The organism is Kitasatospora sp. NPDC088783 (assembly GCF_044750705.1).
Lineage (GTDB): Bacteria > Actinomycetota > Actinomycetes > Streptomycetales > Streptomycetaceae > Kitasatospora > Kitasatospora fiedleri.
This window is the reverse complement of record NZ_JBIVKJ010000004.1, coordinates 460,977-481,025: the sequence shown is the minus strand read 5'-3', so window position 1 is coordinate 481,025 and position 20,049 is coordinate 460,977. Positions and strand designations below refer to the sequence as shown.

Annotated in this window: 19 protein-coding genes and 1 tRNA gene; 7 read left to right on the top strand and 13 right to left on the bottom strand. The window is 73.2% G+C overall.

Features of this window, described 5'->3' with window-relative positions; genetic code table 11:
* Positions 1-3: 3 nt before the first annotated feature.
* Together ACIP60_RS14720 and ACIP60_RS14715 are read right to left on the bottom strand one after the other, a co-directional pair.
* On the bottom strand, positions 4-1,524 hold the full coding sequence (locus ACIP60_RS14720; RefSeq protein WP_400683690.1) for an APC family permease: 1,521 nt from the start codon (positions 1,522-1,524) through the stop codon (positions 4-6).
* A gap of 66 nt (positions 1,525-1,590) precedes the next feature.
* A complete protein-coding gene (locus ACIP60_RS14715; protein WP_400683687.1) occupies positions 1,591-2,811 on the bottom strand; it encodes an amidohydrolase family protein in 1,221 nt (406 codons plus the stop codon).
* Between the two features lie 145 nt (positions 2,812-2,956).
* Here ACIP60_RS14715 and ACIP60_RS14710 point away from each other — a divergent pair, with 145 nt between their 5' ends.
* Both ACIP60_RS14710 and ACIP60_RS14705 read left to right on the top strand, forming a co-directional pair.
* Positions 2,957-3,613, top strand: a complete 657-nt coding sequence (locus tag ACIP60_RS14710) for a GntR family transcriptional regulator (RefSeq protein WP_100837503.1) — start codon at positions 2,957-2,959, stop codon at positions 3,611-3,613.
* Between the two features lie 147 nt (positions 3,614-3,760).
* Positions 3,761-4,435 (top strand): Crp/Fnr family transcriptional regulator, encoded by a 675-nt coding sequence (locus tag ACIP60_RS14705; RefSeq protein ID WP_014136744.1) that lies wholly within the window; start codon positions 3,761-3,763, stop codon positions 4,433-4,435.
* 117 nt (positions 4,436-4,552) lie between these two features.
* Here ACIP60_RS14705 and ACIP60_RS14700 read toward each other — a convergent pair whose 3' ends face one another.
* The 5 genes from ACIP60_RS14700 to ACIP60_RS14680 form a co-directional block, all read right to left on the bottom strand.
* Entirely contained in the window at positions 4,553-5,374 is an 822-nt protein-coding gene (locus ACIP60_RS14700; protein ID WP_400683683.1) for an MBL fold metallo-hydrolase, read from the bottom strand.
* A gap of 49 nt (positions 5,375-5,423) precedes the next feature.
* Complete coding sequence (locus tag ACIP60_RS14695) at positions 5,424-5,615, bottom strand: hypothetical protein (RefSeq protein WP_400683681.1); 192 nt, start codon at positions 5,613-5,615, stop codon at positions 5,424-5,426.
* Positions 5,616-5,737: 122 nt separating this feature from the next.
* Positions 5,738-6,580 carry an NUDIX hydrolase gene (locus ACIP60_RS14690; RefSeq protein WP_400683679.1) on the bottom strand — a complete coding sequence of 281 codons (843 nt, stop codon included), beginning with the start codon at positions 6,578-6,580 and terminating at the stop codon, positions 5,738-5,740.
* Between the two features lie 159 nt (positions 6,581-6,739).
* On the bottom strand, positions 6,740-7,204 hold the full coding sequence (locus ACIP60_RS14685) for a RidA family protein (RefSeq protein WP_100837500.1): 465 nt from the start codon (positions 7,202-7,204) through the stop codon (positions 6,740-6,742).
* Between the two features lie 2 nt (positions 7,205-7,206).
* A complete protein-coding gene (locus ACIP60_RS14680) occupies positions 7,207-7,362 on the bottom strand; it encodes a DUF4177 domain-containing protein (RefSeq protein WP_014136749.1) in 156 nt (51 codons plus the stop codon).
* Positions 7,363-7,620: 258 nt separating this feature from the next.
* Here ACIP60_RS14680 and ACIP60_RS14675 point away from each other — a divergent pair, with 258 nt between their 5' ends.
* On the top strand, positions 7,621-8,631 hold the full coding sequence (locus tag ACIP60_RS14675) for an ArsA-related P-loop ATPase (RefSeq protein ID WP_282206540.1): 1,011 nt from the start codon (positions 7,621-7,623) through the stop codon (positions 8,629-8,631).
* An 85-nt stretch (positions 8,632-8,716) separates the two neighbouring features.
* Positions 8,717-9,913, top strand: coding sequence for an ArsA family ATPase (locus ACIP60_RS14670; protein WP_400683675.1), 1,197 nt, complete (start codon positions 8,717-8,719; stop codon positions 9,911-9,913).
* 76 nt (positions 9,914-9,989) lie between these two features.
* Here ACIP60_RS14670 and ACIP60_RS14665 read toward each other — a convergent pair whose 3' ends face one another.
* A complete protein-coding gene (locus ACIP60_RS14665; protein ID WP_030919726.1) occupies positions 9,990-10,313 on the bottom strand; it encodes a WhiB family transcriptional regulator in 324 nt (107 codons plus the stop codon).
* A 400-nt stretch (positions 10,314-10,713) separates the two neighbouring features.
* Between ACIP60_RS14665 and ACIP60_RS14660 the strand changes: the two genes are divergently transcribed.
* Positions 10,714-12,975, top strand: coding sequence for a transglycosylase domain-containing protein (locus tag ACIP60_RS14660; protein WP_400683672.1), 2,262 nt, complete (start codon positions 10,714-10,716; stop codon positions 12,973-12,975).
* 167 nt (positions 12,976-13,142) lie between these two features.
* On the opposite strand, the gene ACIP60_RS14655 is transcribed toward ACIP60_RS14660, so the two are convergent.
* Positions 13,143-13,598: a GatB/YqeY domain-containing protein gene (locus ACIP60_RS14655; RefSeq protein WP_400683670.1), complete on the bottom strand. Its 456-nt coding sequence runs from the start codon at positions 13,596-13,598 to the stop codon at positions 13,143-13,145.
* Between the two features lie 131 nt (positions 13,599-13,729).
* On the opposite strand from ACIP60_RS14655, the gene ACIP60_RS14650 reads away from it, so the two are divergent.
* Entirely contained in the window at positions 13,730-14,674 is a 945-nt protein-coding gene (locus ACIP60_RS14650) for a metallophosphoesterase (RefSeq protein ID WP_400683668.1), read from the top strand.
* 88 nt (positions 14,675-14,762) lie between these two features.
* Positions 14,763-14,836 (top strand) — tRNA-Pro (locus ACIP60_RS14645).
* A gap of 116 nt (positions 14,837-14,952) precedes the next feature.
* Here the strand turns inward: ACIP60_RS14645 and ACIP60_RS14640 are convergent.
* From ACIP60_RS14640 to ACIP60_RS14625, 4 genes are all read right to left on the bottom strand, one after another.
* On the bottom strand, positions 14,953-16,482 hold the full coding sequence (locus ACIP60_RS14640) for a tyrosine-type recombinase/integrase (RefSeq protein WP_400683665.1): 1,530 nt from the start codon (positions 16,480-16,482) through the stop codon (positions 14,953-14,955).
* Positions 16,483-16,552: 70 nt separating this feature from the next.
* The gene (locus tag ACIP60_RS14635) at positions 16,553-16,945 is read right to left on the bottom strand and encodes a helix-turn-helix domain-containing protein (RefSeq protein WP_400683663.1); all 393 of its coding nucleotides are present in this window, start codon (positions 16,943-16,945) and stop codon (positions 16,553-16,555) included.
* A gap of 456 nt (positions 16,946-17,401) precedes the next feature.
* Entirely contained in the window at positions 17,402-18,877 is a 1,476-nt protein-coding gene (locus tag ACIP60_RS14630; protein WP_400683661.1) for an ATP-binding protein, read from the bottom strand.
* Complete coding sequence (locus ACIP60_RS14625) at positions 18,874-19,740, bottom strand: bifunctional DNA primase/polymerase (RefSeq protein WP_400683659.1); 867 nt, start codon at positions 19,738-19,740, stop codon at positions 18,874-18,876. The genes ACIP60_RS14630 and ACIP60_RS14625 overlap by 4 nt, the downstream gene beginning before the upstream one ends.
* Positions 19,741-20,049: the final 309 nt, after the last annotated feature.

Below are 20,049 nucleotides of genomic sequence, written 5' to 3'. Positions count from 1 at the left end.
CGCTCAGTCGCGTTCGACGTCGACCTCGGTCAGCCGGGCGAACCGCTCCGGGTCGGTGCGCCGGATCCGCCGGGCGACCAGCCAGCCGGCCGCCGCGACCACCGGCAGCGGCACCAGCAGCAGCCAGTTGACCAGCCCGGTGCGCCCGGTCAGCAGGTCGAAGTTGAACAGCGCGAGCACGCTGAGCACGGCCAGCCCGGCCGCCGCCAGCAGCGGCGCCCAGACCACCCGGAACGCGGACATCCCGCGCCGGTCGGTGCGGAAGAACGCGAACACCGCGACCGCCGCCAACGCCTGCATCACCATGATCCCGAGCACGCCGACGCTGTTCGACCAGAGCAGCACCACCAGGTACGGGTCGACCGCGAGCACCGCGCCCAGCCCGATCACCAGCGCGTTGAACACCGACTGCACCAGCACCGCCGTCCCCGGCGAGCCGGTCCGCGGCGAGCCGGTCCGCGGCGAGACCCGCCCGAGCGGGCGCGGCAGCAGGCCCTCGCGGCCCAGCGCGTACAGGTAGCGGGCGGCGGCGTTGTGGAAGGCCAGCGCGGAGGCGAACGCCGAGACGATGATCAGCACGTGCATGGTGTCCGACAGCCAGAGGCCGACGAAGCGCTCGGCGGCCCGGAAGGTCAGGTCGGGGCCGCCGTCGGCGCGGGCCTGGGCCACCGCCTCGTCGGTGCCGTACGCGCCCATCACGATCCAGGTGCCCAGGGCGTAGAACACCGCCAGGAAGCCGATCGCGACGAAGGTGGCGCGCGGCACGGTGCGGGCCGGGTCGCGGACCTCCTCGGCGTAGATCGCGGTCGCCTCGAAGCCGGTGAAGGCGCCGATCACCAGCACGAACATGCCCGCCACCCCGGCCTGGGTGAGCAGCGACGGGTCGAAGGAGACCGGGTCGAGCGCGGCCGTCCCCCGGTCGGCCAGCACCCCGCCCTCCATCAGCAGCAGCGACAGCACCTCCAGCACCAGTGCCACGCCCAGCACCTTCGCCGACAGCGTGACCTTCAGCCAGCCGAGCACGCCGACCACCAGCACGCACGCCCCGGACAGCAGCCACCACGGCACGTGCGCGCCGGTCCGCTGCTCGATGTGCCCGGCCGCGAAGTAGCCGAACGCGGCGGCCACGCCCGGGGTGATCAGGTTGTAGCTGACCACCGCCACGTAGGCGGTGACCACGCCGAGGGTGCGCCCCAGCCCGCGCGCCACGTACGCGTAGAACGCGCCCGCGTTGCGCACGTACCGGCTCATCGCGGTGAACCCGGCGGCGAACAGGACCAGCAGCGCGCCCGAGATCAGGTACGCGGCCGGCGCGGACGCCCCGCCCACCCCGATCGCGAACGGGGCGATCCCGGCCAGCACGGTCAGCGGCGCGGCGGCGGCGACCACGAAGAACACCAGGTCGGTGGTGCCGATCAGGCCCTTGGCCAGCCGGCCGGACGGGTCGGGCGAGCCGGAGGAGCCGGGCGGTCCGGGCGGCTCGGCCGGGGCGGACGCCCGGGCGGCGGAGGAGCTGAGGGTCATGGTGGGGGTTCCTTCCGGGGTGCTGCGCAGGTGCGTGGGGGTGACTGCGGCACGGGGGTGACCGCGTTACTGCGAGGGGCCGCCGAGGCGGTCCAGGACGGTGCGGCCGCGGTGCAGCACCAGCAGCCGTTCGGGGTGCGCGGCGACGGCCTCGGGCACCGAGCCCGCGGCGACGGCCACCAGGTTCGCGGGCCGCCCGACGGCGATCCCGTACTCCGCGACGCCCAGCGCCCGAGCGGCGTGTCCGGTGGCGAACTCCGCTGCCAGCGCGAGGTCCTGATCGGTCATCAGCTCGCCCTGGAGCCCGATGACCGTGGTCCGCTCCAGCATGTCGCCGGTGCCGTACGGCCACCACGCGTCGCGGACGTTGTCGGAGCCGGCGAACACCAGCACGCCCAGTTCGTGCAGCGGCTTCACCGGCGGCATGCTCCGGGCCGGGCCGTTGGTCATCACCGCCACCCCGGCCGCCGCCAGCGCCCCGGCGGTCCGGGCCAGCTCGGGCCCGGCCAGCTGCCCCAGGCAGTACGCGTGGCTGACCGCGACCTTCCCGCCCAGGCCCAGCGCCGCCGTCCGGTCGGCGATCGCCCGCAGCTGCGCCGCGCCGGCCTCGCCGCCGTCGTGCAGGTGGATGTCGACGCCCGCGCCGTGCCGCTCGGCCAGGCCGAACACCACGTCCAGCTGGCCGTCCGCGTCCCGGTCGAAGCCGAACGGGTCCAGCCCGCCGATCAGTTCGGCGCCCTCCCGCAGCGCCGCGTCCAGCAGCCGCGCCACCCCGGGCTCGGCCACCACGCCGCTCTGCGGGAACGCCACCAGCTGCACGTCGATCAGCTCCCGGACCCGCTCGCGCGCCTCCAGCACCGCGTGCAGGTGGTCCAGCCCGGTGTCCGGGTCGACGTCCACGTGCGAGCGGACGAAGCCGGTGCCGAGCGCGGCCATCCGGCGGGCCAGCGCCTCCGCCCGGTCGGCCACCGGCGTCCGCCCGGCCACCTCGCGGCGCAGCGCCCGCTCGGCGGCGATCTGCTCGCGCAGGGTGGACGTCGGGCGGTGCGGCTGCCAGGGCGCGCCGAGGAAGGTCTTGTCCAGGTGGGCGTGCCCGTCGACCAGCGCGGGCAGCAGCAGCGCCCCGTCCAGCGCGACCTCGCCGGTCCCCGGCTCGACCCGCTCGCGCCCGGCCGGGGCGGGGGTGAGCGCGGCGATCCGGCCGTCCGCGATCCGCAGGTCGGCCCGGGAGCCGTCCGGGAGGGTGGCGTCCAGCAGCAGCTGCGGCCCTGGCGGGAGGGTGGTCACGGGTGGGCTCCTGGGCTCGTCGGGGGCGGTGAGCGGCCAAGCTATCTGGTATACCGAATACCAGACAAGGGGGGAGCCGGAACCCATCTGGAATGATCTGGTCCACTGCCCGCTCCGTCCGCCCGCTTCCGCCTGGAGCCACCCGATGACCGACACCCTCGGCGACGCCCACCAGTCGCTGGCGGACCTCGTCTACGTCCAGCTGCGCGAGCGGATCATCGAGGGCGAGTACCCCGCCGGGCAGCGCCTGGTCGAACGCGAACTCGCCGACGGCATGGGCGTTTCGCGGATACCGGTCCGCGAGGCCATGCAGCGCCTCGAACGCGAGGGCTTCCTCACCGTCCAGGCCCGCCGCGGCGCCGTCGTCGCCGACTTCGGCCCCGCCGAGGCCGAGCACTTCTTCGCCGTCCGCGAGTCCCTCGAAGCCCTCGCCGCCAGCCTCGCCGCCCGGCACGCCACCCCCGCCGGCATCCGCGGCCTCGAACGCGTCCTGGCCCGCACCCGCAAGGCCGCCGCGGCCGGCCGGCTGCGCGAGACGGTCAGCCTGAACGCCGACTTCCACCGCGAGATCGTCGAACTCTCCGGCAACCCGCTGCTGCGCGACATGATGGCCCCGCTCGACGGCCGGCTGCGCCGCCTGTTCCGGCTCACCTCCGACGTCGAGACCAGCCTCCCGATGTGCACCGAGCACCAGCAGCTGCTCGACGCCATCAAGGCCCGCGACCCGGAGACCGCCGCCGCCCTCGCCCGCCACCACGTCGCCGGCACCCGCGCCTTCGCCCGCCAGGCCCTCGGCGGGTAGCCCGCCGAGGACGGGAAACGCCCACCCGAACTGCGCGAATGGCCGCGTGGGCCCCACCTCGGCACACCCCCTCCTCATATGATCGGAGCGACATGCGTCATCCTTGGTGGTGAGTAGCACTGCCCAGACACCAGCAGGAGGAAGCTCGTGGACGACGTTCTGCGGCGCGCCGCGCTGTTCGCGGCACTCGACGACGACCAGGCTGCCGAGCTCCGCGCTTCCATGACCGAGGTGACGCTCGCCCGCGGCGAGTCGCTGTTCCACGAGGGCGACCCGGGCGACCGGCTCTACGTCGTGGTCGAGGGCAAGGTCAAGCTGCACCGGGCCTCCCCCGACGGCCGCGAGAACATGCTCGCCGTGCTCGGCCCCTCCGAGATGATCGGCGAGCTCTCGCTCTTCGACCCGGGCCCGCGCACCGCCACCGCCACCGCCCTCACCGAGGTCAAGCTCCTCGGCCTCGGCCACGGCGACCTGCTCCCGCTGCTGCACGCCCGCCCCGAGGTCTCCATCGCCCTGCTGCGCGCCATCGCCCGCCGCCTGCGCCGCACCAACGACGTGATGTCCGACCTGGTCTTCTCCGACGTGCCCGGCCGGGTCGCCAAGGCCCTGCTCGACCTCTCGCGCCGCTTCGGCGTCCAGTCCGACGAGGGCATCCACGTCGCGCACGACCTCACCCAGGAGGAGCTCGCCCAGCTGGTCGGCGCCTCCCGCGAGACGGTCAACAAGGCGCTCGCCGACTTCGCCGGCCGCGGCTGGCTCAAGCTGGAGGCCCGCGCGGTCGTCCTGCTCGACGTCGAGCGGCTCTCCCGCCGCTCGCGCTAGCCGCGCGCACCCGGACGCGGAGCGAGGCCGCGACGGACGGCAGGTTCACCTGCCCCCGTCGCGGCCTCGCGGTGCGTCGGCCCCGGGTTCCGCGGCGCCCGCTGGACGCGGCGCCCGCTAGATCAGGCCCCGGTCCTCCAGGTACGTGAGCTGCGCGCGCACCGACAGCTCCGCCGCGGGCCACAGCGCCGGGTCGACGTCGGCGTACACCCGGGCGACCACCTCGGCCGCCGTGCGGCACCCGTCCTCGACCGCGGTCTCCACCTGGGCGAGCCGGGACGCCCGGTGGGCCAGGTAGTAGTCGACGGCGCCCAGCGCGTCCGCGAGCACCGGGCCGTGGCCGGGCAGCACGGTGCGCACGCCGTGCTCGGCGGCCATCGTGTGCAGGCGGCGCAGCGAGTCGAGGTAGTCGCCCAGGCGCCCGTCGGGGTGGGCGACCATCGTGGTGCCGCGGCCCAGGACGGTGTCGCCGGTGAGGATCGCGCCGTCCGCGGGCAGGTGGAAGGTCAGCGAGTCGGAGGTGTGGCCGGGGGTGGCGACCACCCGCAGGTCGAGGCCGCCGACGTCGAGGCGCTGCCCGCCGTGCAGGCCCTCCTCGCCGAGCCGCAGCGCCGGGTCGAGGGCGCGGACGGCGGTGCCGGTGAGTTCGGCGAACCGCGCGGCGCCCTCGGCGTGGTCGGGGTGGCCGTGGGTGAGCAGGGTGAGCGCGATCCGCTTGCCCTGCCGCTCGGCGGTGTCGACGATCCGGCGCAGGTGGGCCTCGTCGAGCGGGCCGGGGTCGACCACGGCGGCCAGCTCGGAGCCGGGCTCGGAGAGCAGCCAGGTGTTGGTGCCGTCCAGCGTCATCGGGGACGGGTTGGGGGCGAGCACGCACTGGGCGCGCGGGGTGGCGACCCCGCCGACGGTGTCGGCGGGGTCGCCCGGCAGCAGGCCGCTCACGCGGCGTCCTCGGTGGCACGGCGGCCCGGGGCCGCCCGGTGGGGTGCGCTCATACGGCGTCCCTTTCGACGAGGCCGAGCCGGCGCGACGGGAGCGGACGGTGCAGGGCCCGTCCGGGCAGGTCGCGGGTCAGCAGGCGGGCGGTCTCCGCGGGTGCGCCGCCGTCGCGGGCGGCGGCCCGGGGGGTGACGGTGCGGACGGGGGTGGCCGAGGTCCGGCGAGCCACGTCGTTGTGGGCCATCGGAGTCTCCTTCCGAGGTCGGAGCAGTCGGTGCGGTTGCTGGTCGACGGTACGGGCCGACGCGCGGACGGCCCGGAAGCGGTCCTCCCGGCGGGGCCGGTGATCGCTCCGGGGGAAGGTTCTCACGCCGGGAACACGCCGTCGATAGTCAGCTCGTCATACCCGTCCCAGCGCACCGTCATGCGGTCCCCGACCACCTCCGCCCGGCCCAGCACCCGCTCCACCCGGCGCCCCGCCGCCACCGCCGTCGCCTCGGCCGCGGTGCGCAGCGGCAGCAGCTCGCGCAGCACCGTGACGGTCGGCGGCAGCATGCCGAACTCGCCCGCCTCGAACCCGGCCACCGCCTCGGCGGGGGTCAGCCAGGCGACCCGGTCGGCCTCGCCGACGGTGTCCGCGGCGGCCTGCCCGGACGGCAGCGCGGCGACGAAGAACCAGGCGTCGAAGCGGCGCTCCTCGAACTCCGGGGTCACCCAGCGCGCCCAGGGCGCCAGCAGGTCGCTGCGCAGCACCAGCCGGTGCGCGGTCAGGAACTCGGCCAGCGAGACCTCGTGCCGCTCCAGCGCGGCCCGCTCGGCCGCCCAGTCCCGGGGCTCGACCAGCGTCCGCCCGTCCGGCCCGGCCAGCAGCACCCCGGCCTCCTCGAAGGTCTCCCGGACGGCCGCGCACAGCACCGCGCAGGCGGTCGGCCCGTCCACCCCGAGCCGCTCGGCCCACCGCTCGACGGACGGCCCGGCCCACGGCGGGCGCACCTCCCGGTCGCGCGGGTCGACCCCGCCGCCCGGGTAGGCGTACATCCCGCCGGCGAAGGCCATGGTGGCCCGCCGCCGCAGCAGGTACGCCTCCGGCCCGGCCGGGCCCTCGCGCAGCAGCACCACGGTGGCGGCGGCCCGGGCCGGGACGGGGGTGAGCTCCCCGGCGGCCAGGGCGCGGATTCGGGCGGGCCAGGACGGCGGCATCTCCAGCATGTTCACGGATGTTAACCGCCGCCGCCCCGCCCCGGAACAACCCGCCGCCCGGCGCCCGCCGCCCGGCGTCCGACACCCCGGCACCCCCCCGGCCCGCCGCCCGGCACGCGAAGGGCCCGCCACCGCGGAAGCGGTGACGGGCCCCGGCCCGCGCCCGGATCAGTCCCGGACCCGGACCGTCAGCTCGACCTCGACCGGCGCGTCCAGCGGCAGCACCGCCACGCCGACGGCGCTGCGGGCGTGCACGCCGCGCTCGCCGAAGACCTTGCCCAGCAGCTCGCTGGTGCCGTTGACCACGCCGGGCTGCCCGGTGAAGTCGGGGGCGGAGGCCACGAAGCCGACCACCTTGACCACCTGCTCGACCCGGTCCAGGTCACCGACCACCGACTTGACCGCGGCCAGCGCGTTCAGCGCGCAGACCTGCGCCAGCTCCTTGGCGTCCTCCGCGGTGACCTCGGCGCCGACCTTGCCGGTCAGCGGGAGCTTCCCCGCGACGAACGGCAGCTGCCCGGAGGTCAGCACGTGCACGCCGTCGCGCACCGCCGGGACGTACGCGGCGACCGGGGCGGCGACCTCGGGCAGCGTCAGCCCGAGCTCGGCGAGCCTCTGCTCGACCTGGCCCATGACTACTCCTTCTCGCGCTTGAGGTACGCGACCAGCTGCTCCGGGTTCGGCCCGGGGACGACCTGGACGAGCTCCCAGCCGTCCTGGCCCCAGGTGTCGAGGATCTGCTTGGTGGCGTGCACGAGCAGCGGCACGGTGACGTATTCCCACTTGGTCATGGGGGTGACTCTAGCCGCCCGGACCGGTGTGAGGTGGGACACAAAGGGGGCATGATTCGCCGGGGTGCCCGGGATGCTCCCGGCATCCGGAGCGCTCGCTGGTTACCCTCGCGGTGAGGGGTGCCCCGGGGCCCCGACCGAGAGCGACGGACAGCGACGGACAGCGGCGGACGGAGAGCGGGCGTGGCGGGCACCAGCGGTACGGCGGGGCCGACCGAGCAGGCAGCGCCGCGCGAGCCGGACTGGGAGGGCGTCAGGCTGCACGTGGTCAGCGGCAAGGGCGGCACCGGCAAGACCACGCTGGCCGCCGCGCTGGCCCTGGCCCTGGCCGCCGACGGGCGCCGCACCCTGCTGATCGAGGTGGAGGGCCGGCAGGGCATCGCCGAGCTGTTCCAGATCGCCGCGCTGCCGTACGAGGAGCGCCGGGTGGCCACCGTGACGCCCGCCCAGCTCGGCCTGCCCGGCAAGGGCCACGGCGAGGTGCACGCGCTGGCGATCGACACCGAGCAGGCGCTGCTGGAGTACCTGGACATGTTCTACAAGCTGGGCCGGGCCGGGAAGGCCCTGCAGAAGGTCGGCTTCGTGGACTTCGCCACCACCGTCGCCCCGGGCGTGCGCGACGTGCTGCTCACCGGCAAGGCGTGCGAGGCGGCCCGCCGCAAGGGCCCGGACGGCCGCCGCCGCTACGACGCGGTGGTGATGGACGCCCCGCCGACCGGCCGGCTGACCCGCTTCCTGAACGTCAACTCCGAGGTGGCGGGCCTGGCCCGGATAGGGCCGATCCACTCCCAGGCGCAGGCGGTGATGCGGGTGCTGCGCTCCCCCGAGACGGCGGTGCACTTCACCACCCTGCTGGAGGAGATGCCGGTGCAGGAGACCGTGGACGGGATCGCCGACCTGCGCGAGTCCGGCCTGCCGGTCGGCGGCGTGCTGGTCAACATGGTGCGCCCGCCGATACTGGACGCGGCGGCGGTGGCGGCGGCCGACGGCGACCACCGCGAGGAGGTGGCGCTGGCCCTCGGCGAGGTCGGCCTGGGCGGGCGCTCGCGCAAGCCGGAGACCGTCCGGGCGCACGTCGAGCCGCTGCTCGACCCGCTGCTGGAGCAGGCCAGGGAGCACGCCGAGCGGGTCGAACTGGAACGCGCCCAGCGCGCCGACCTCCAGCAACTGCGGCTCCCCACCTACGAGTTGCCGCTGATCGGCGAGGGCATGGACCTGGCCGGGCTGTACCGGCTGGCGGGCGAGCTGAAGCGGCAGGGAGCGGCGTGAGCGCGGCGGACGGCACGAGCACGAGCACGGCGAACGGCGCGAGCACGAGCACGAGCACGGCGAACGGCGCGAGGCAGGGAGCGGCATGACCGGGCTGGACATCGACACCCTGATCGACGACCCGGAGACCCGGATCGTGGTCTGCTGCGGCTCCGGCGGCGTCGGCAAGACCACCACCGCCGCGGCGATCGGCCTGCGCGCCGCCGAGCGCGGGCGGCGCGTCGTGGTGCTGACCATCGACCCGGCCCGCCGGCTGGCCCAGTCGATGGGCCTGAGCGAGCTGGACAACACCCCGCGGGTGGTCAAGGGCACCCGCGGCGAGGGCGAGCTCCAGGCCATGATGCTGGACATGAAGCGGACCTTCGACGAGGTCGTGCTGGCCCACGCGGAGCCCGAACGCGCCAGGGCGATCATGGAGAACCCGTTCTACCAGTCGCTGTCGGCCGGTTTCGCGGGCACCCAGGAGTACATGGCGATGGAGAAGCTCGGCCAGCTCCGGGCCGAGGACCGCTGGGACCTGATCGTCGTCGACACCCCGCCGTCGCGCTCCGCGCTGGACTTCCTGGACGCCCCGAGCCGGCTCGGCTCCTTCCTGGACGGCCGGGTGATCCGGCTGCTGACCGCCCCCGCCAAGGTCGGCGGCCGCTCCGCGATGAAGTTCCTGAACGTCGGCGTGGGGCTGATCAGCGGCACCCTCGGCAAGATCTTCGGCGCCCAGCTGCTCACCGACATCCAGACCTTCGTCTCCGCGACGGACTCGATGTTCGGCGGCTTCCGGGAGCGCGCCGACCGCACCTACCAGCTGCTCAAGGCCGAGGGGACCGCGTTCCTGGTGGTCGCCGCCCCGGAACGGGACGCGCTGCGCGAGGCCGCCTACTTCGTCGACCGGCTGGCCGCCGACGAGATGCCGCTGGCCGGCCTGGTACTCAACCGGGTGCACTCCACCGGCGCCCCGCAGCTCACCGCCGAACGCGCGCTGGCCGCCGCCGAGGCGCTGGAGGAGAACGGCACGCCGCACGCCACCGTGGCGGCCGAGACGCTGGCCGCCGGGCTGCTGCGGCTGCACGCCGAACGGATGCAGGTCATGACGAGGGAGCGGCGCACCCGCAACCGCTTCGCCTCGGTCTACCCGGACGTGCCGATCGTCGAGGTGGCCGCCCTCCCCGGCGACGTCCACGACCTGGACGGCCTGCGGGCCGTCGGCGAGCTGCTCGGCACCCCCACCGAAGAACCCGCCGAAGCACCCGCCGAACCCGCCGGACCGCGCGAGCCCACCGGGTGAGCCCAGACCGCCGCCCGGACCGTCGAGCCCGCCGGGCGGGTCGACGACCCGCCCGCCACGGCCTCCTGACGGAGCGTCAGACCGCCTGGGCGTAGTCCCGCAGGACCACCCCGGTCGCCAACGACTCCTCGTACTCGGTGCGCGCGGTCTCCAGCAGCCGGCGCCAGGAGTCCACGGTCGGCCGCCGGCGCAGCAGCGCCCGCCGCTCGCGCTCCGTCATCCCGCCCCAGACGCCGAACTCGACCCGGTTGTCGAGCGCGTCCGCGAGACACTCGGTGCGCACGGGGCACCCGCTGCACACCGCCTTGGCGCGGTTCTGCGCCGCCCCCTGCACGAACAGTTCATCCGGATCGCTCGTGCGGCACGCCGCCTGCGCGCTCCAGTCGTCCACCCAGCCCATCCCGGCGCCGTCCTCTCCCGATTCGGGGCTCCCCCACGGCGGCAACGGCATATTCACCGTTGCCAGTTGAGGACGTTACGGAAGAACGGCACAGCGCAACAGCCCCTGTATGCCCAATCTCGAATGACCCAATCGGACTATGGGTGTCCAGCAGCTCACTCGTTGGAGTGATTGCAGGTCGGGGGGCTTGCCGGAGCCGGAAGGGGCGTTTTCGTCACGGTGCGCGACAGCGACCCGCCACGCATCCGTCCGGATCACGGACAGAACCCCGCGAATCGGACAAAGCTCATCACTCACAAGAGTGATGACGATGGACAGAGCGAAGCTGTCGCAGTTCTGTGACAAGCGTAGGCGAACACCTGCCCCCCTGTACGGGATTCCGGCACGTAGGGTTCTCTCCATGGCACCCACGCGATCCACCGGCTCCCTGATGGACAAGGCAGGCAACGGCGTCAAGTTCCTCGGCGGCTCGATCCTGGCCGGCGTCCTGGTCGCCGGCATGGCGCTGCCCGCCGTCGGAGCGTTCGGCCTGACCGCCAAGGACACCGCCGACTCGTTCGACAACATCCCGGACGACTTCAAGCAGCCCACCCTCTCCCAGGCGTCGATGATCTACGACGCCAAGGGCGGCCTGATCGCCAAGGTGTACGACCGCGACCGCACCATCCTCACCGCCGACCAGATGGCCCCGGTGATGCGCCAGGCCCAGGTCGACATCGAGGACGCCCGGTTCTACGAGCACGGCGCCGTCGACCTCAAGGGCGTGCTCCGCGCGATCACCAAGAACGCCGAGTCCGGCACCACCGCGCAGGGCGCCTCCACGCTCACCCAGCAGTACGTGAAGAACGTCTTCGTCGAGCAGGCCGGCGACGACCAGGCCGCCTTCCTCGAAGCCACCAAGAAGAGCCTGGGCCGCAAGATCCAGGAGCTCAAGTACGCCATCAAGCTGGAAGAGGACCTGAGCAAGGACCAGATCCTCACCAACTACCTGAACATCACGTTCTACGGCCACCAGGCGTACGGCGTCGAGGCCGCCGCCAACCGGTACTTCAGCAAGAGCGCCAAGGACCTCACCGTCCCCGAGGCCGCGATGCTGGCCGGCCTGGTGCAGAACCCCACGGCGTACGACCCGATCGCCCACCCGCAGGCCGCGCAGACCCGCCGCAACACGGTGATCAACAAGCTGCTGGAGTACAAGCACATCACCCCGGAGCAGGCCAAGGCCGCCCTGGACGCGCCGCTCGGCATCAAGTACTCCGAGCCGCAGAACGGCTGCATCACCGCCGACCAGGGCATGGGCTTCTTCTGCGACTACGTGCGCCACGTGGTCAAGCAGGACCCGGCGTTCGGCGCCACCGCGGCGGACCGCCAGAAGCTGTGGTCGCAGGGCGGGTTGAAGATCAACACCACCATCGACCCGGACAAGCAGAAGGCGATGTACAACGCGGTCACCAAGAAGGTCTACGTGACCGACCCGGTGTCCTCGGCCGGCACCATGATCGAACCCGGCACCGGCAAGATCCTCGCCATGGCCCAGACCCGCCCGTACGGCCTGGACACCTCGAAGAACCAGACCGTGCTGAACCTCAACGTCGGCGCGTCCATGGGCGGCGGCAACGGCTTCTCCCCCGGCTCGACCTTCAAGCCGATCGTGGCCGCGGCCGCGCTGGAGTCCGGCGTCCCGATCAGCCAGGAGTACCCCTCGCCCTACAGCATGGAGTACCCCAAGATGACCACCTGCGAGGGCACCACCCACGACCCGCAGACGCTGACCAACGAGTCCACCAGCGAGCACGGCCCGTACAGCCTGCAGATCGCCATGCAGAAGTCGGTCAACACCTACTTCATCCAGCTCGAACAGCAGATCGGCCTGTGCCCGGTGAAGCAGATGACCGACAAGCTCGGCCTCGGCACCCTGGCCAACGGCAGCAAGATCCAGCAGGTCGCCTCGATGACGCTCGGCACCCAGGAGGTCAGCCCGCTGCAGATGGCCACCGCCTACGCCGCGTTCGCCGCCCGGGGGCTCTACTGCTCCCCGGTCGCGATCACCTCGGTGACCAACGGCGAGGGCAAGCAACTCGGCGTCCCCGGCGCCAACTGCACCCAGGCGATGTCCCAGACCACCGCGGACGGCATCAACACCCTGCTGCTCGGCGTGACCGAGAAGGGCACCGGCTCCGCCCTCGGCCTCGACGACGGCCGCCAGATCGCCGGCAAGACCGGCACCACCGACAACCGCTACGCGGCCTGGTTCACCGGCTACACCCCGAACCTGTCCACCTCGGTCTGGCTCGGCGGCGTCGGCGGCAACGTCTCGATGCGCAACATGCACATCGGCGGCCACCCCTTCAGCGCGGTCTACGGCTCCGACGGCCCCGGCCCGATCTGGCAGATGGCCATGAACGACGCCCTGGACGGCAGCCCGGTGTCCAGCTTCCAGAAGGTCGACATCCCGCAGCCCAGCCAGCCGTCGACCACCCCCAGCGACACCCCCTCCGCCCCCTCCGGCGACAACGCCACCCAGACCGGCAACACCACCCCCAACACCGGCAACACCAACACCAACCTCCCCGGCTGGCCCACAGGCGGCGCCACCAACGGCGGCATCAGCCTCCCGCCGGGCATCATCGGGGGGAACACCGGCAAGCCCGGCCGCCACTAGCCGCGGCGGCCCCCGGAACGCACTGCCGCCGGAACGCGCGAACCGCCCGCGAGGAATCTCCTCGCGGGCGGTTCGGCGTTCACGGCTCCCGTCAGCCCTTCAGCTCTTCGGGCTCCTCTTCAGGTCGCTCCCCCACCAAGCCACTCCCCCAGGCCACTCCCCGGCGCTCAACCGGCCAGGGCGGCCTTCACGGCGGCGGCCACCCGGCCGCCGTCCGCCTTGCCCTCCACCTGCGGGCGCACCAGCTTCATCACGGCGCCCATGCCCTGCGGGCCGCTCGCCCCGGACTCCGCCACGGCGGCGGCCACCACGGCCGCCAGCTCCTCGTCCGTCAGCTGCTTCGGCAGGAACTCGGCCAGCACCTCGCCCTCGGCCCGCTCCCGCGCCGCCTGCTCGACCCGGCCGGCACCCTCGAAGGCGGTCGCCGCCTCCCGGCGCTTCTTCGCCTCCCGGCCGATCACCTGCTGCACCTCGTCGTCGGACAGCGTGCGCTTCTCCTCGCCCGCCACCTCCGCGCTGGTGATCGCGGACAGCGTCAGCCGGAGGGTGGACGAGCGCAGCTCGTCCCGTGCCTTGATCGCAGCCGTGAGGTCCTCCTGCAGCTGCTCCTTGAGCGTCGTCATGCCGTCGATTCTGGCACCTGCCCCGCCCCGCCGCCGCTCCTTTACCGTCCGCCCCGGCCCTGACGCCCCGTCGGACCGCTCCACCCCCGGGTGCCCGTCGGCCCGTTCGGCCCGTCTGCGACCATGGACCGATGCGACCGCTGTACTCCGTCCCGCTCGGTGTCGCCGCCACCGGCGCCGCCTGTCTCGTCTACGCCGCCGGGTACGAGGTCCGCTCGTTCCGCCTGCGCCGCGTCGAGGTCCCGATCCTGCCCGCCGGCGCCCGGCCGGTCCGGATCCTCCAGGTCTCCGACATCCACATGGTCAACGGCCAGGCCAAGAAGCAGCGCTGGCTGAAGAGCCTGGCCGGCCTCCACCCCGACCTGGTCGTCAACACCGGGGACAACCTCTCCGACCCGCTCGCGGTCCCCGCCGCCCTGGACGCCCTCGGCCCGCTGATGGACTTCCCCGGCGTCTACGTCTTCGGCTCCAACGACTACTACGGCCCCACCCCCAAGAGCCCCACCCGCTACCTCAAGGCCCTCCGCAGCGGCGTCCACGGCCTCAACAACCCCGACGGCAGCGGCCGCCGCGGCATCAGCGGCGCCGTCCACAACCCCTGGCAGAAGCTCCGCGACGGCTTCGACCAGGCCGGCTGGCTCAACCTCAACAACGCCCGCGGCCGCCTCACCGTCGCCGGCCTCGACATCGAGTTCACCGGCCTCGACGACCCGCACATCCGCCACGACCGCTACGCCGCCGTCGCCGGCGGCCCCTCCCCCGACGCCGACCTCTCCCTCGCCGTCGTCCACGCCCCCTACCTCCGCTCCCTCGACGCCTTCACCGCCGACGGCTACCCCCTGATCCTGGCCGGCCACACCCACGGCGGCCAGCTCTGCATCCCCTTCTACGGCGCCCTGGTCACCAACTGCGACCTCGACACCGACCGCGTCAAGGGCCTCTCCACCCACACCACCCCCCACCACCGCTCCTACCTCCACGTCTCCGCCGGCTGCGGCACCAACCGCTACACCCCCCTCCGCTTCGCCTGCCCCCCCGAAGCCACCCTCCTCACCCTCACCCCCGCCCCCCGCTGACCAGCCCCGAAACCGGATTTCGTCTCTGGCCCCACCTCCTGTAGAGTTCTACTCGTTGCGCCGGACACGGAAGGCAACACCGCAGGACCGGGGTATAGCGCAGCTTGGTAGCGCGCTTCGTTCGGGACGAAGAGGCCGTGGGTTCAAATCCCGCTACCCCGACTTCGTAAGTGCAGGTCAGGGCCGGTGTTCCTCAGGGAACGCCGGCCCTGCTTGTCTCTCCCGAACCTCTTGGGAGAATCCTGGGAGAAAACCGCCGGAGAACCCTCTCCCCGGGGCTACCCCTGAGGCTCCTTCAGCAGGGCATCGAGCACCGCCACGGGCGAGCCCGGCGCCATCCGCCGGCGGATGTCGAGGGCGGCGGTCCACATGCGGGTGAGGCCGTCCATCAGGTCCCGGCGCATCTCCGGCGTGATGTGCGAGTAGCGGGCCTGCACCGACCCGTCCTCGTGCCCCATCCGCTCGTCCTTGAGTTTCGCCGGGGTCCGCAGCTCGTCCATCATCGTCTTGTGCGAGTGCCGCAGCCCGTGTGGGGTAAGGCCGCGCGCGATCGGCAGCCAGCACGCCTGAGCCCGGCCGGCGGCTCCCCGGCCGCGCGCCGGGACGCCGGGCCAGGGCGCGGCCAGCAGCGGCACTGGGCGGGCCTCCTCTGGGGCCTTCTTCGGGTACCAGCCGGTGGCCGCCGGGTGGAACAGCCACGTGGCGAAGCCGTTGCGCCGCCAGTGCGCCGCGTTCTCCCCGCTCGTCTGCCAGCGGACGTAGCCGAGGTCGGCCATCGCCTTCTCCACCCTGGCCCGCGTGGGCTCGGCCACCGCCTCCGGGCGGTTGAGCACGTTGGAGACGGTGCCGGTCGAAACGCCGGCCGCGCGGGCGACGTCGGACAGCTTCGCCCCGGGCCGCCGGGCGGCGCCGTTCGCGGTGCCGTGCCCGTTGAACAGGTAGCTCAGGCCGTGGCACTCGCACGGCGCCCGCTTCGCCCGTGCCACCTGCCCCGCCAGCAGCGCGGACAGGAACCCGGGCGCGTCGATCGTCCGGTAGGAGTCGTCCTTGGGCGGGCAGCGGTGCAGCTCTCCGGAGTCCAGCTCGTAGAGCTGGTGCTCCACCCGGACGGCCGCCGGCCGGACGAACACGCTCTCCAGCCCGACGATCTCGCCCCACCGCATCCCGGTGAAGCCCTTGAGGACGACGGCGACGAACTCGTCGTCGCGGCCGGACAGCAGCGCCGCCCGCTCCGCGATCAGCAGGACGCCGAGCGCGTTCGTCACCACCTTCTCCGGGCCCCGGTTCCGGGAGCGCCCGGCCCGCTTGCCCCGCCCGCGCCGGCGGGTGGCCGGGTTGGAGTCGCGCAACCCGTCGTCCACCGCGTCCGCTAGGATCAGGTGCAGGGTGCCGCGCCAGGTCTTGATGCTGCTGGCCGCGTAGCCGCGCTCGCGCTCCTTGCGCTCCCAGGCGTCGATCTCGCCCTTGGTGATCTCGCCGATCATGGCATCTTCGAACTCGGGGAGCAGGTGCTCCTCGATGTGGCGGCGGTAGTTCTGCATGGTCGAGGCGGCCAAGTCCTGCTCCTCGTACCAGGCGCTCGCGTACTCGCCGAAGGTCGTCTGCTCCGGCTCCGCTTCCGGGGCGGCGGGCGGCTGCGCGGCGGCCTTGGCGCTCTCGTCCTCGGCGATCCCGGCGGCCTTCTCGGCGGCCCGCTTGGTCTTGTAGCGCACCGCCTTGCCGTTGGTGTCCAAGACGGTGCCGTACTTCCCGGGCGCGATCTTGTACCGGGCGCGCCAGTAGTCGCCCCGGTTCTCGCCATATCCCAATGTGGTCCTTCTACGGACAGGCCCCGCCCGGCGGGCGGCCGGACGGGGCGGGTGGTGTGGTGACGCGTGATCAGGCAGCGCTCTGCTGCTGGTGGGCGGCCCGGCGCGGAACCCTCGCGCGAAGCCGGACCGCCGGTCGGCCGGGCTGCTGCTCGCGGACCTGCTTCCGGGCCTCGCGGACGGCGGCGGCCTGGGGCTGCGGCACGACCGCGTTGATCGGCCGCGCCTCGTAGAGCCGGACGATCTCGGCGACCTGCTCGGCGGTGAAGCGGTAGGCCCGTCCCGGCTTCGTGAAGGGGATCCGCCCGCGCCGAGCCTGCTCCTTCACCCACCACTCGGACTTGCCGAGAGTCTTGGCGACGTCGGCCGGCTGGAAGAGCGTCGGCAGCGCGCCCCGGCTCTGGTGTGCGGCGGGGTGGTGTCTCTGGGCGATGGCCAGGTGGGCGGGTACAGCGATGGACATAGCGGCTCCTGCTTGTCGCATGAACTGTGCTGAGGAACTTCTGGCCTTGCGTGTGTTGTCCGAGGCGGGGATTTCTGCGTCATTGCGTCATCAGCGTCATGTAGGGGGTCTGAGCTGGGGTTTTGTATGACGCAGCGTTGGGGCTGTGCGTCATGGGCTGCGTCATGCGATGACGCAGCCCATGACGCAGATGACGCAGGATGACGCAGCGTCCGTCTTCTGCGTCATGGTCTTCCGTCCAGGTCAGCGGGCGTTTTTCGGCCCGCATGACGCACATGACGCAGCGTTCCCCTACTTAGGAAAAAGAGGGGGCGGTTCTGTTGGTGGTCGGGCTCCGCTCAGGGAGAAGGAGGAGCCGCTGCGCGGCACGCTCTGGGGCGGTGCGACGCCAACCGCAAGAGGAGCACCCGGGCGGTGAGGCGACGCCGTGCTCTTCTTGCGATTCCGGGCCTGCGGTCAGGGCAGGCAGGTCTGTTCGGGCGGGGCCGGGAGCGTGGGGCGGGCCATCTCCAGGTAGCGGCCGGTCATGGTGCGGCCGGTGTCGATGAGGACGCCGCGGGCGGCGAGGGTGGGTTGGAGGCGCTTGAGCCGGTCGGAGAGCACCTTCCCGGTCGTCGGCCACCCCTTCGGGAGGGGGCGAAGTTCGTCGCCCGCGTAGAGGCGGCTCAGGGTCGCCAGCCACTCGGTGGAGGTCATGCGCTGGGGCTGGCCCGGGACGATGGTCTCGGCGTGCTTGAGGACGGTCTGCGCGAGCAGGTCGCCTTCGATCACGTCATCGTTCAGGTCGTCGAGGCTGGCCCGGTAGGCGGGCAGCGCGCCGAGGCCGGTGGCGGCGTCGAGCTGCGCGCACAGGTGCGCGAAGTCGGCCATCCGCAGGTCGGTCGGGGTCTCGGCCTCGGCCGCGCGGACTTGAACGGTGAGGTCGAGCAGGGAGCCGAGGACGACGGGGAGGACCTGTTCGTACTCCGTCCACAGCTCGGCCTCGGTGCGGCGCACGGCCGGCCGCTCCAACCTGAGCGGGAGCAGGCGCTCCGCCAGGTCGGGGCGGATCACGCCGACGTCGATGCCGGTCAGCAGCAGCGGGCGGCGGTAGCTGGAGCGGTGGACGTCGCCGTCGGTGAACAGGGCCCGCTTGACGGACTCGGCGCCGGTGACGATGCAGCACATGGCGTCGGACAGGTCCGGGGTCATGTGGCTCAGGTTGTCCAGGGCGGTGACCCACCCGGCGGCGACGGCGGCGACGAGGTTCTCCTCGTCCTTCGGGGCGCGGCGCAGGTCGCCGCTCATGCCCTCGATGATCCGCACGAGCATCCGGCCGCCGGTGGACTTGCCCGCGCCCTGCGGTCCGGTCAGGAACGGTGCCGGCACCGGCACGCTCGGGCCGAGGCAGCCGATCAGCCAGGCCAGGGCCAGGCACTCGGTGGCGGCGGTGGCGAAGTTGCACAGGCCCAGCAGCAGGTCGATGCCTTTGCCGTCGGTGTCCTTGACCGGGACGGGCAGTTCGCCGGTGAGCTGGGTGCGGCGCCAGCACACCTCACGCGGGTCCGGCGTGGTGACGTCCCAGCCGTTCGGGTGGATGCGCACCGACAGGCCGTCCGCCCGCCCCAGGTCCAGCCAGGTGGCGCCGTCGAAGCCGGGCGCCACCCGGATGTGCACGGCCTGCACGTCCTCGGAGAGGGCGAGGGCCTCGATCAGGTCGAGGGCCTCCTTCAGCGCGGTGCCGTTGAACACGCCGACGCCGTCCCGAAACAGGCCCACCATGAGTTCCTGGCGGTGGCTGCCGGTGGTGCCCTGCGAGCGAATCGGCCGGGCCACCGGGTGGCCGAGGCGCTGGGCGTACACGGTGCCGTCGGCGGTGCGGAAGTACCGGAAGTGCGCCTGCGCGTAGTCGGCGATGACCTCGCGTGCCGGGGTCTTCTCGTCGTCGCTCACGCGTTCATCCCCAGCCTGTGGACGGCGTTGTCCCACGCCTCCGTGCAGTGCCGGTGGCTCTCGCCCTTGGCGCCGGCGGCGGCGAACAGCCGCTGCACGTGCGCGTCGGTCAGGCACCCGCAGCGGCCGTGGGTGGAGAGCACCGCCAGGAACGCCGCGAACACGGTCGCGTGGACGGCGGCGGTCGCGGCGGTGATGCGCTGCTCCGCCATGGCAATGCCGCGCTCCAGGAACACGGGGCTGCGGTGCGGGCACGCCCTGCCCCCGGCGGCCAGCCGGGGCGCCGTGACGGGCCTCTGGCGGGCCGGGGCGGGCTCCCGCACGATCAGGGCCCGCACCGCGTCCGGGAGGGGCGCCAGGGGGCCGCCGGTGCCGGTGCCGAGCCAGCGGGCGTAGGACATCAGCGACTTGATGTCCACGCCGGGGCGGACGGCGTTGGCGGAGGGCATGGTGCCCCGGTAGAGCCAGTGCTCGCCCCGGGTGGTGGCCACGGCGCGGGTGGTGGGCAGGTGCTTCCGGGCCCAGTCGATGGCGTCGGCGTTGTCGAGGTCCACGACGGTGATTCCGGCGCCGCCGGGGTGGTAGGCGACGGCGGCGGCCTGCTGCCAGGCACGCGCCCACGCCGGGGAGTTGAGGGTGTTCGGGTCGGTGGTGGTGGCGGCCCAGCCGTGGCAGGGAGCCAGGCAGACGCAGGGGCCGGGGGTCTTCATGTTCGGCCGGCCACCGCACCGGTTGTCGGCGCAGGTCGAGCAGTTGCCGAAAGGCACCTTCCCGGCCCGCAGCGGCATGACGGGCACGCCGGCGGCGGCCAGGGAGAGCGCCACCGACAGGTGCTCTCCCCGCACCAGGGTGAATTGGGTCATGCTGGGTCTCTCCAGTTCTGTCGAAGTTCTGGATTGGCGGCAGCCCTCTCCGGCCAGGAATCGGGGCTGCCGCCGCTGTCGTTGTCCGCCGCGTTCTCGGCACAGACCTTGTGTGAGGGCCGGCGCTGGTCGTCGCGCAGCGGGGTGGGCTTGCCGCACCAGCGGCACGGGAGGGTTCGGGTGCGGTCGTAGTGCCGGGCGTCGCGCCAGTCCAGGAAGGCCGGCATCGCATGCTCCTGTGACGTGGTTTTGTTCCGCGAGAAAGCGACTGGAGATGCCGCGTGTGCCGAACCTGCCTGTCAGAGCAGG

What these genes read in the sequence shown, in the direction of transcription:
- ACIP60_RS14625 (WP_400683659.1), bottom strand. Translation starts at nt 19,740, where the DNA reads ATGACCCAATTCACCCTGGTGCGGGGAGAGCACCTGTCGGTGGCGCTC.
- ACIP60_RS14670 (WP_400683675.1), top strand. Translation starts at nt 8,717, where the DNA reads ATGACCGGGCTGGACATCGACACCCTGATCGACGACCCGGAGACCCGG.
- ACIP60_RS14685 (WP_100837500.1), bottom strand. Translation starts at nt 7,204, where the DNA reads ATGGGCCAGGTCGAGCAGAGGCTCGCCGAGCTCGGGCTGACGCTGCCC.
- ACIP60_RS14710 (WP_100837503.1), top strand. Translation starts at nt 2,957, where the DNA reads ATGACCGACACCCTCGGCGACGCCCACCAGTCGCTGGCGGACCTCGTC.
- ACIP60_RS14690 (WP_400683679.1), bottom strand. Translation starts at nt 6,580, where the DNA reads ATGCTGGAGATGCCGCCGTCCTGGCCCGCCCGAATCCGCGCCCTGGCC.
- ACIP60_RS14720 (WP_400683690.1), bottom strand. Translation starts at nt 1,524, where the DNA reads ATGACCCTCAGCTCCTCCGCCGCCCGGGCGTCCGCCCCGGCCGAGCCG.
- ACIP60_RS14660 (WP_400683672.1), top strand. Translation starts at nt 10,714, where the DNA reads ATGGCACCCACGCGATCCACCGGCTCCCTGATGGACAAGGCAGGCAAC.
- ACIP60_RS14665 (WP_030919726.1), bottom strand. Translation starts at nt 10,313, where the DNA reads ATGGGCTGGGTGGACGACTGGAGCGCGCAGGCGGCGTGCCGCACGAGC.
- ACIP60_RS14680 (WP_014136749.1), bottom strand. Translation starts at nt 7,362, where the DNA reads ATGACCAAGTGGGAATACGTCACCGTGCCGCTGCTCGTGCACGCCACC.
- ACIP60_RS14655 (WP_400683670.1), bottom strand. Translation starts at nt 13,598, where the DNA reads ATGACGACGCTCAAGGAGCAGCTGCAGGAGGACCTCACGGCTGCGATC.
- ACIP60_RS14695 (WP_400683681.1), bottom strand. Translation starts at nt 5,615, where the DNA reads ATGGCCCACAACGACGTGGCTCGCCGGACCTCGGCCACCCCCGTCCGC.
- ACIP60_RS14635 (WP_400683663.1), bottom strand. Translation starts at nt 16,945, where the DNA reads ATGTCCATCGCTGTACCCGCCCACCTGGCCATCGCCCAGAGACACCAC.
- ACIP60_RS14650 (WP_400683668.1), top strand. Translation starts at nt 13,730, where the DNA reads ATGCGACCGCTGTACTCCGTCCCGCTCGGTGTCGCCGCCACCGGCGCC.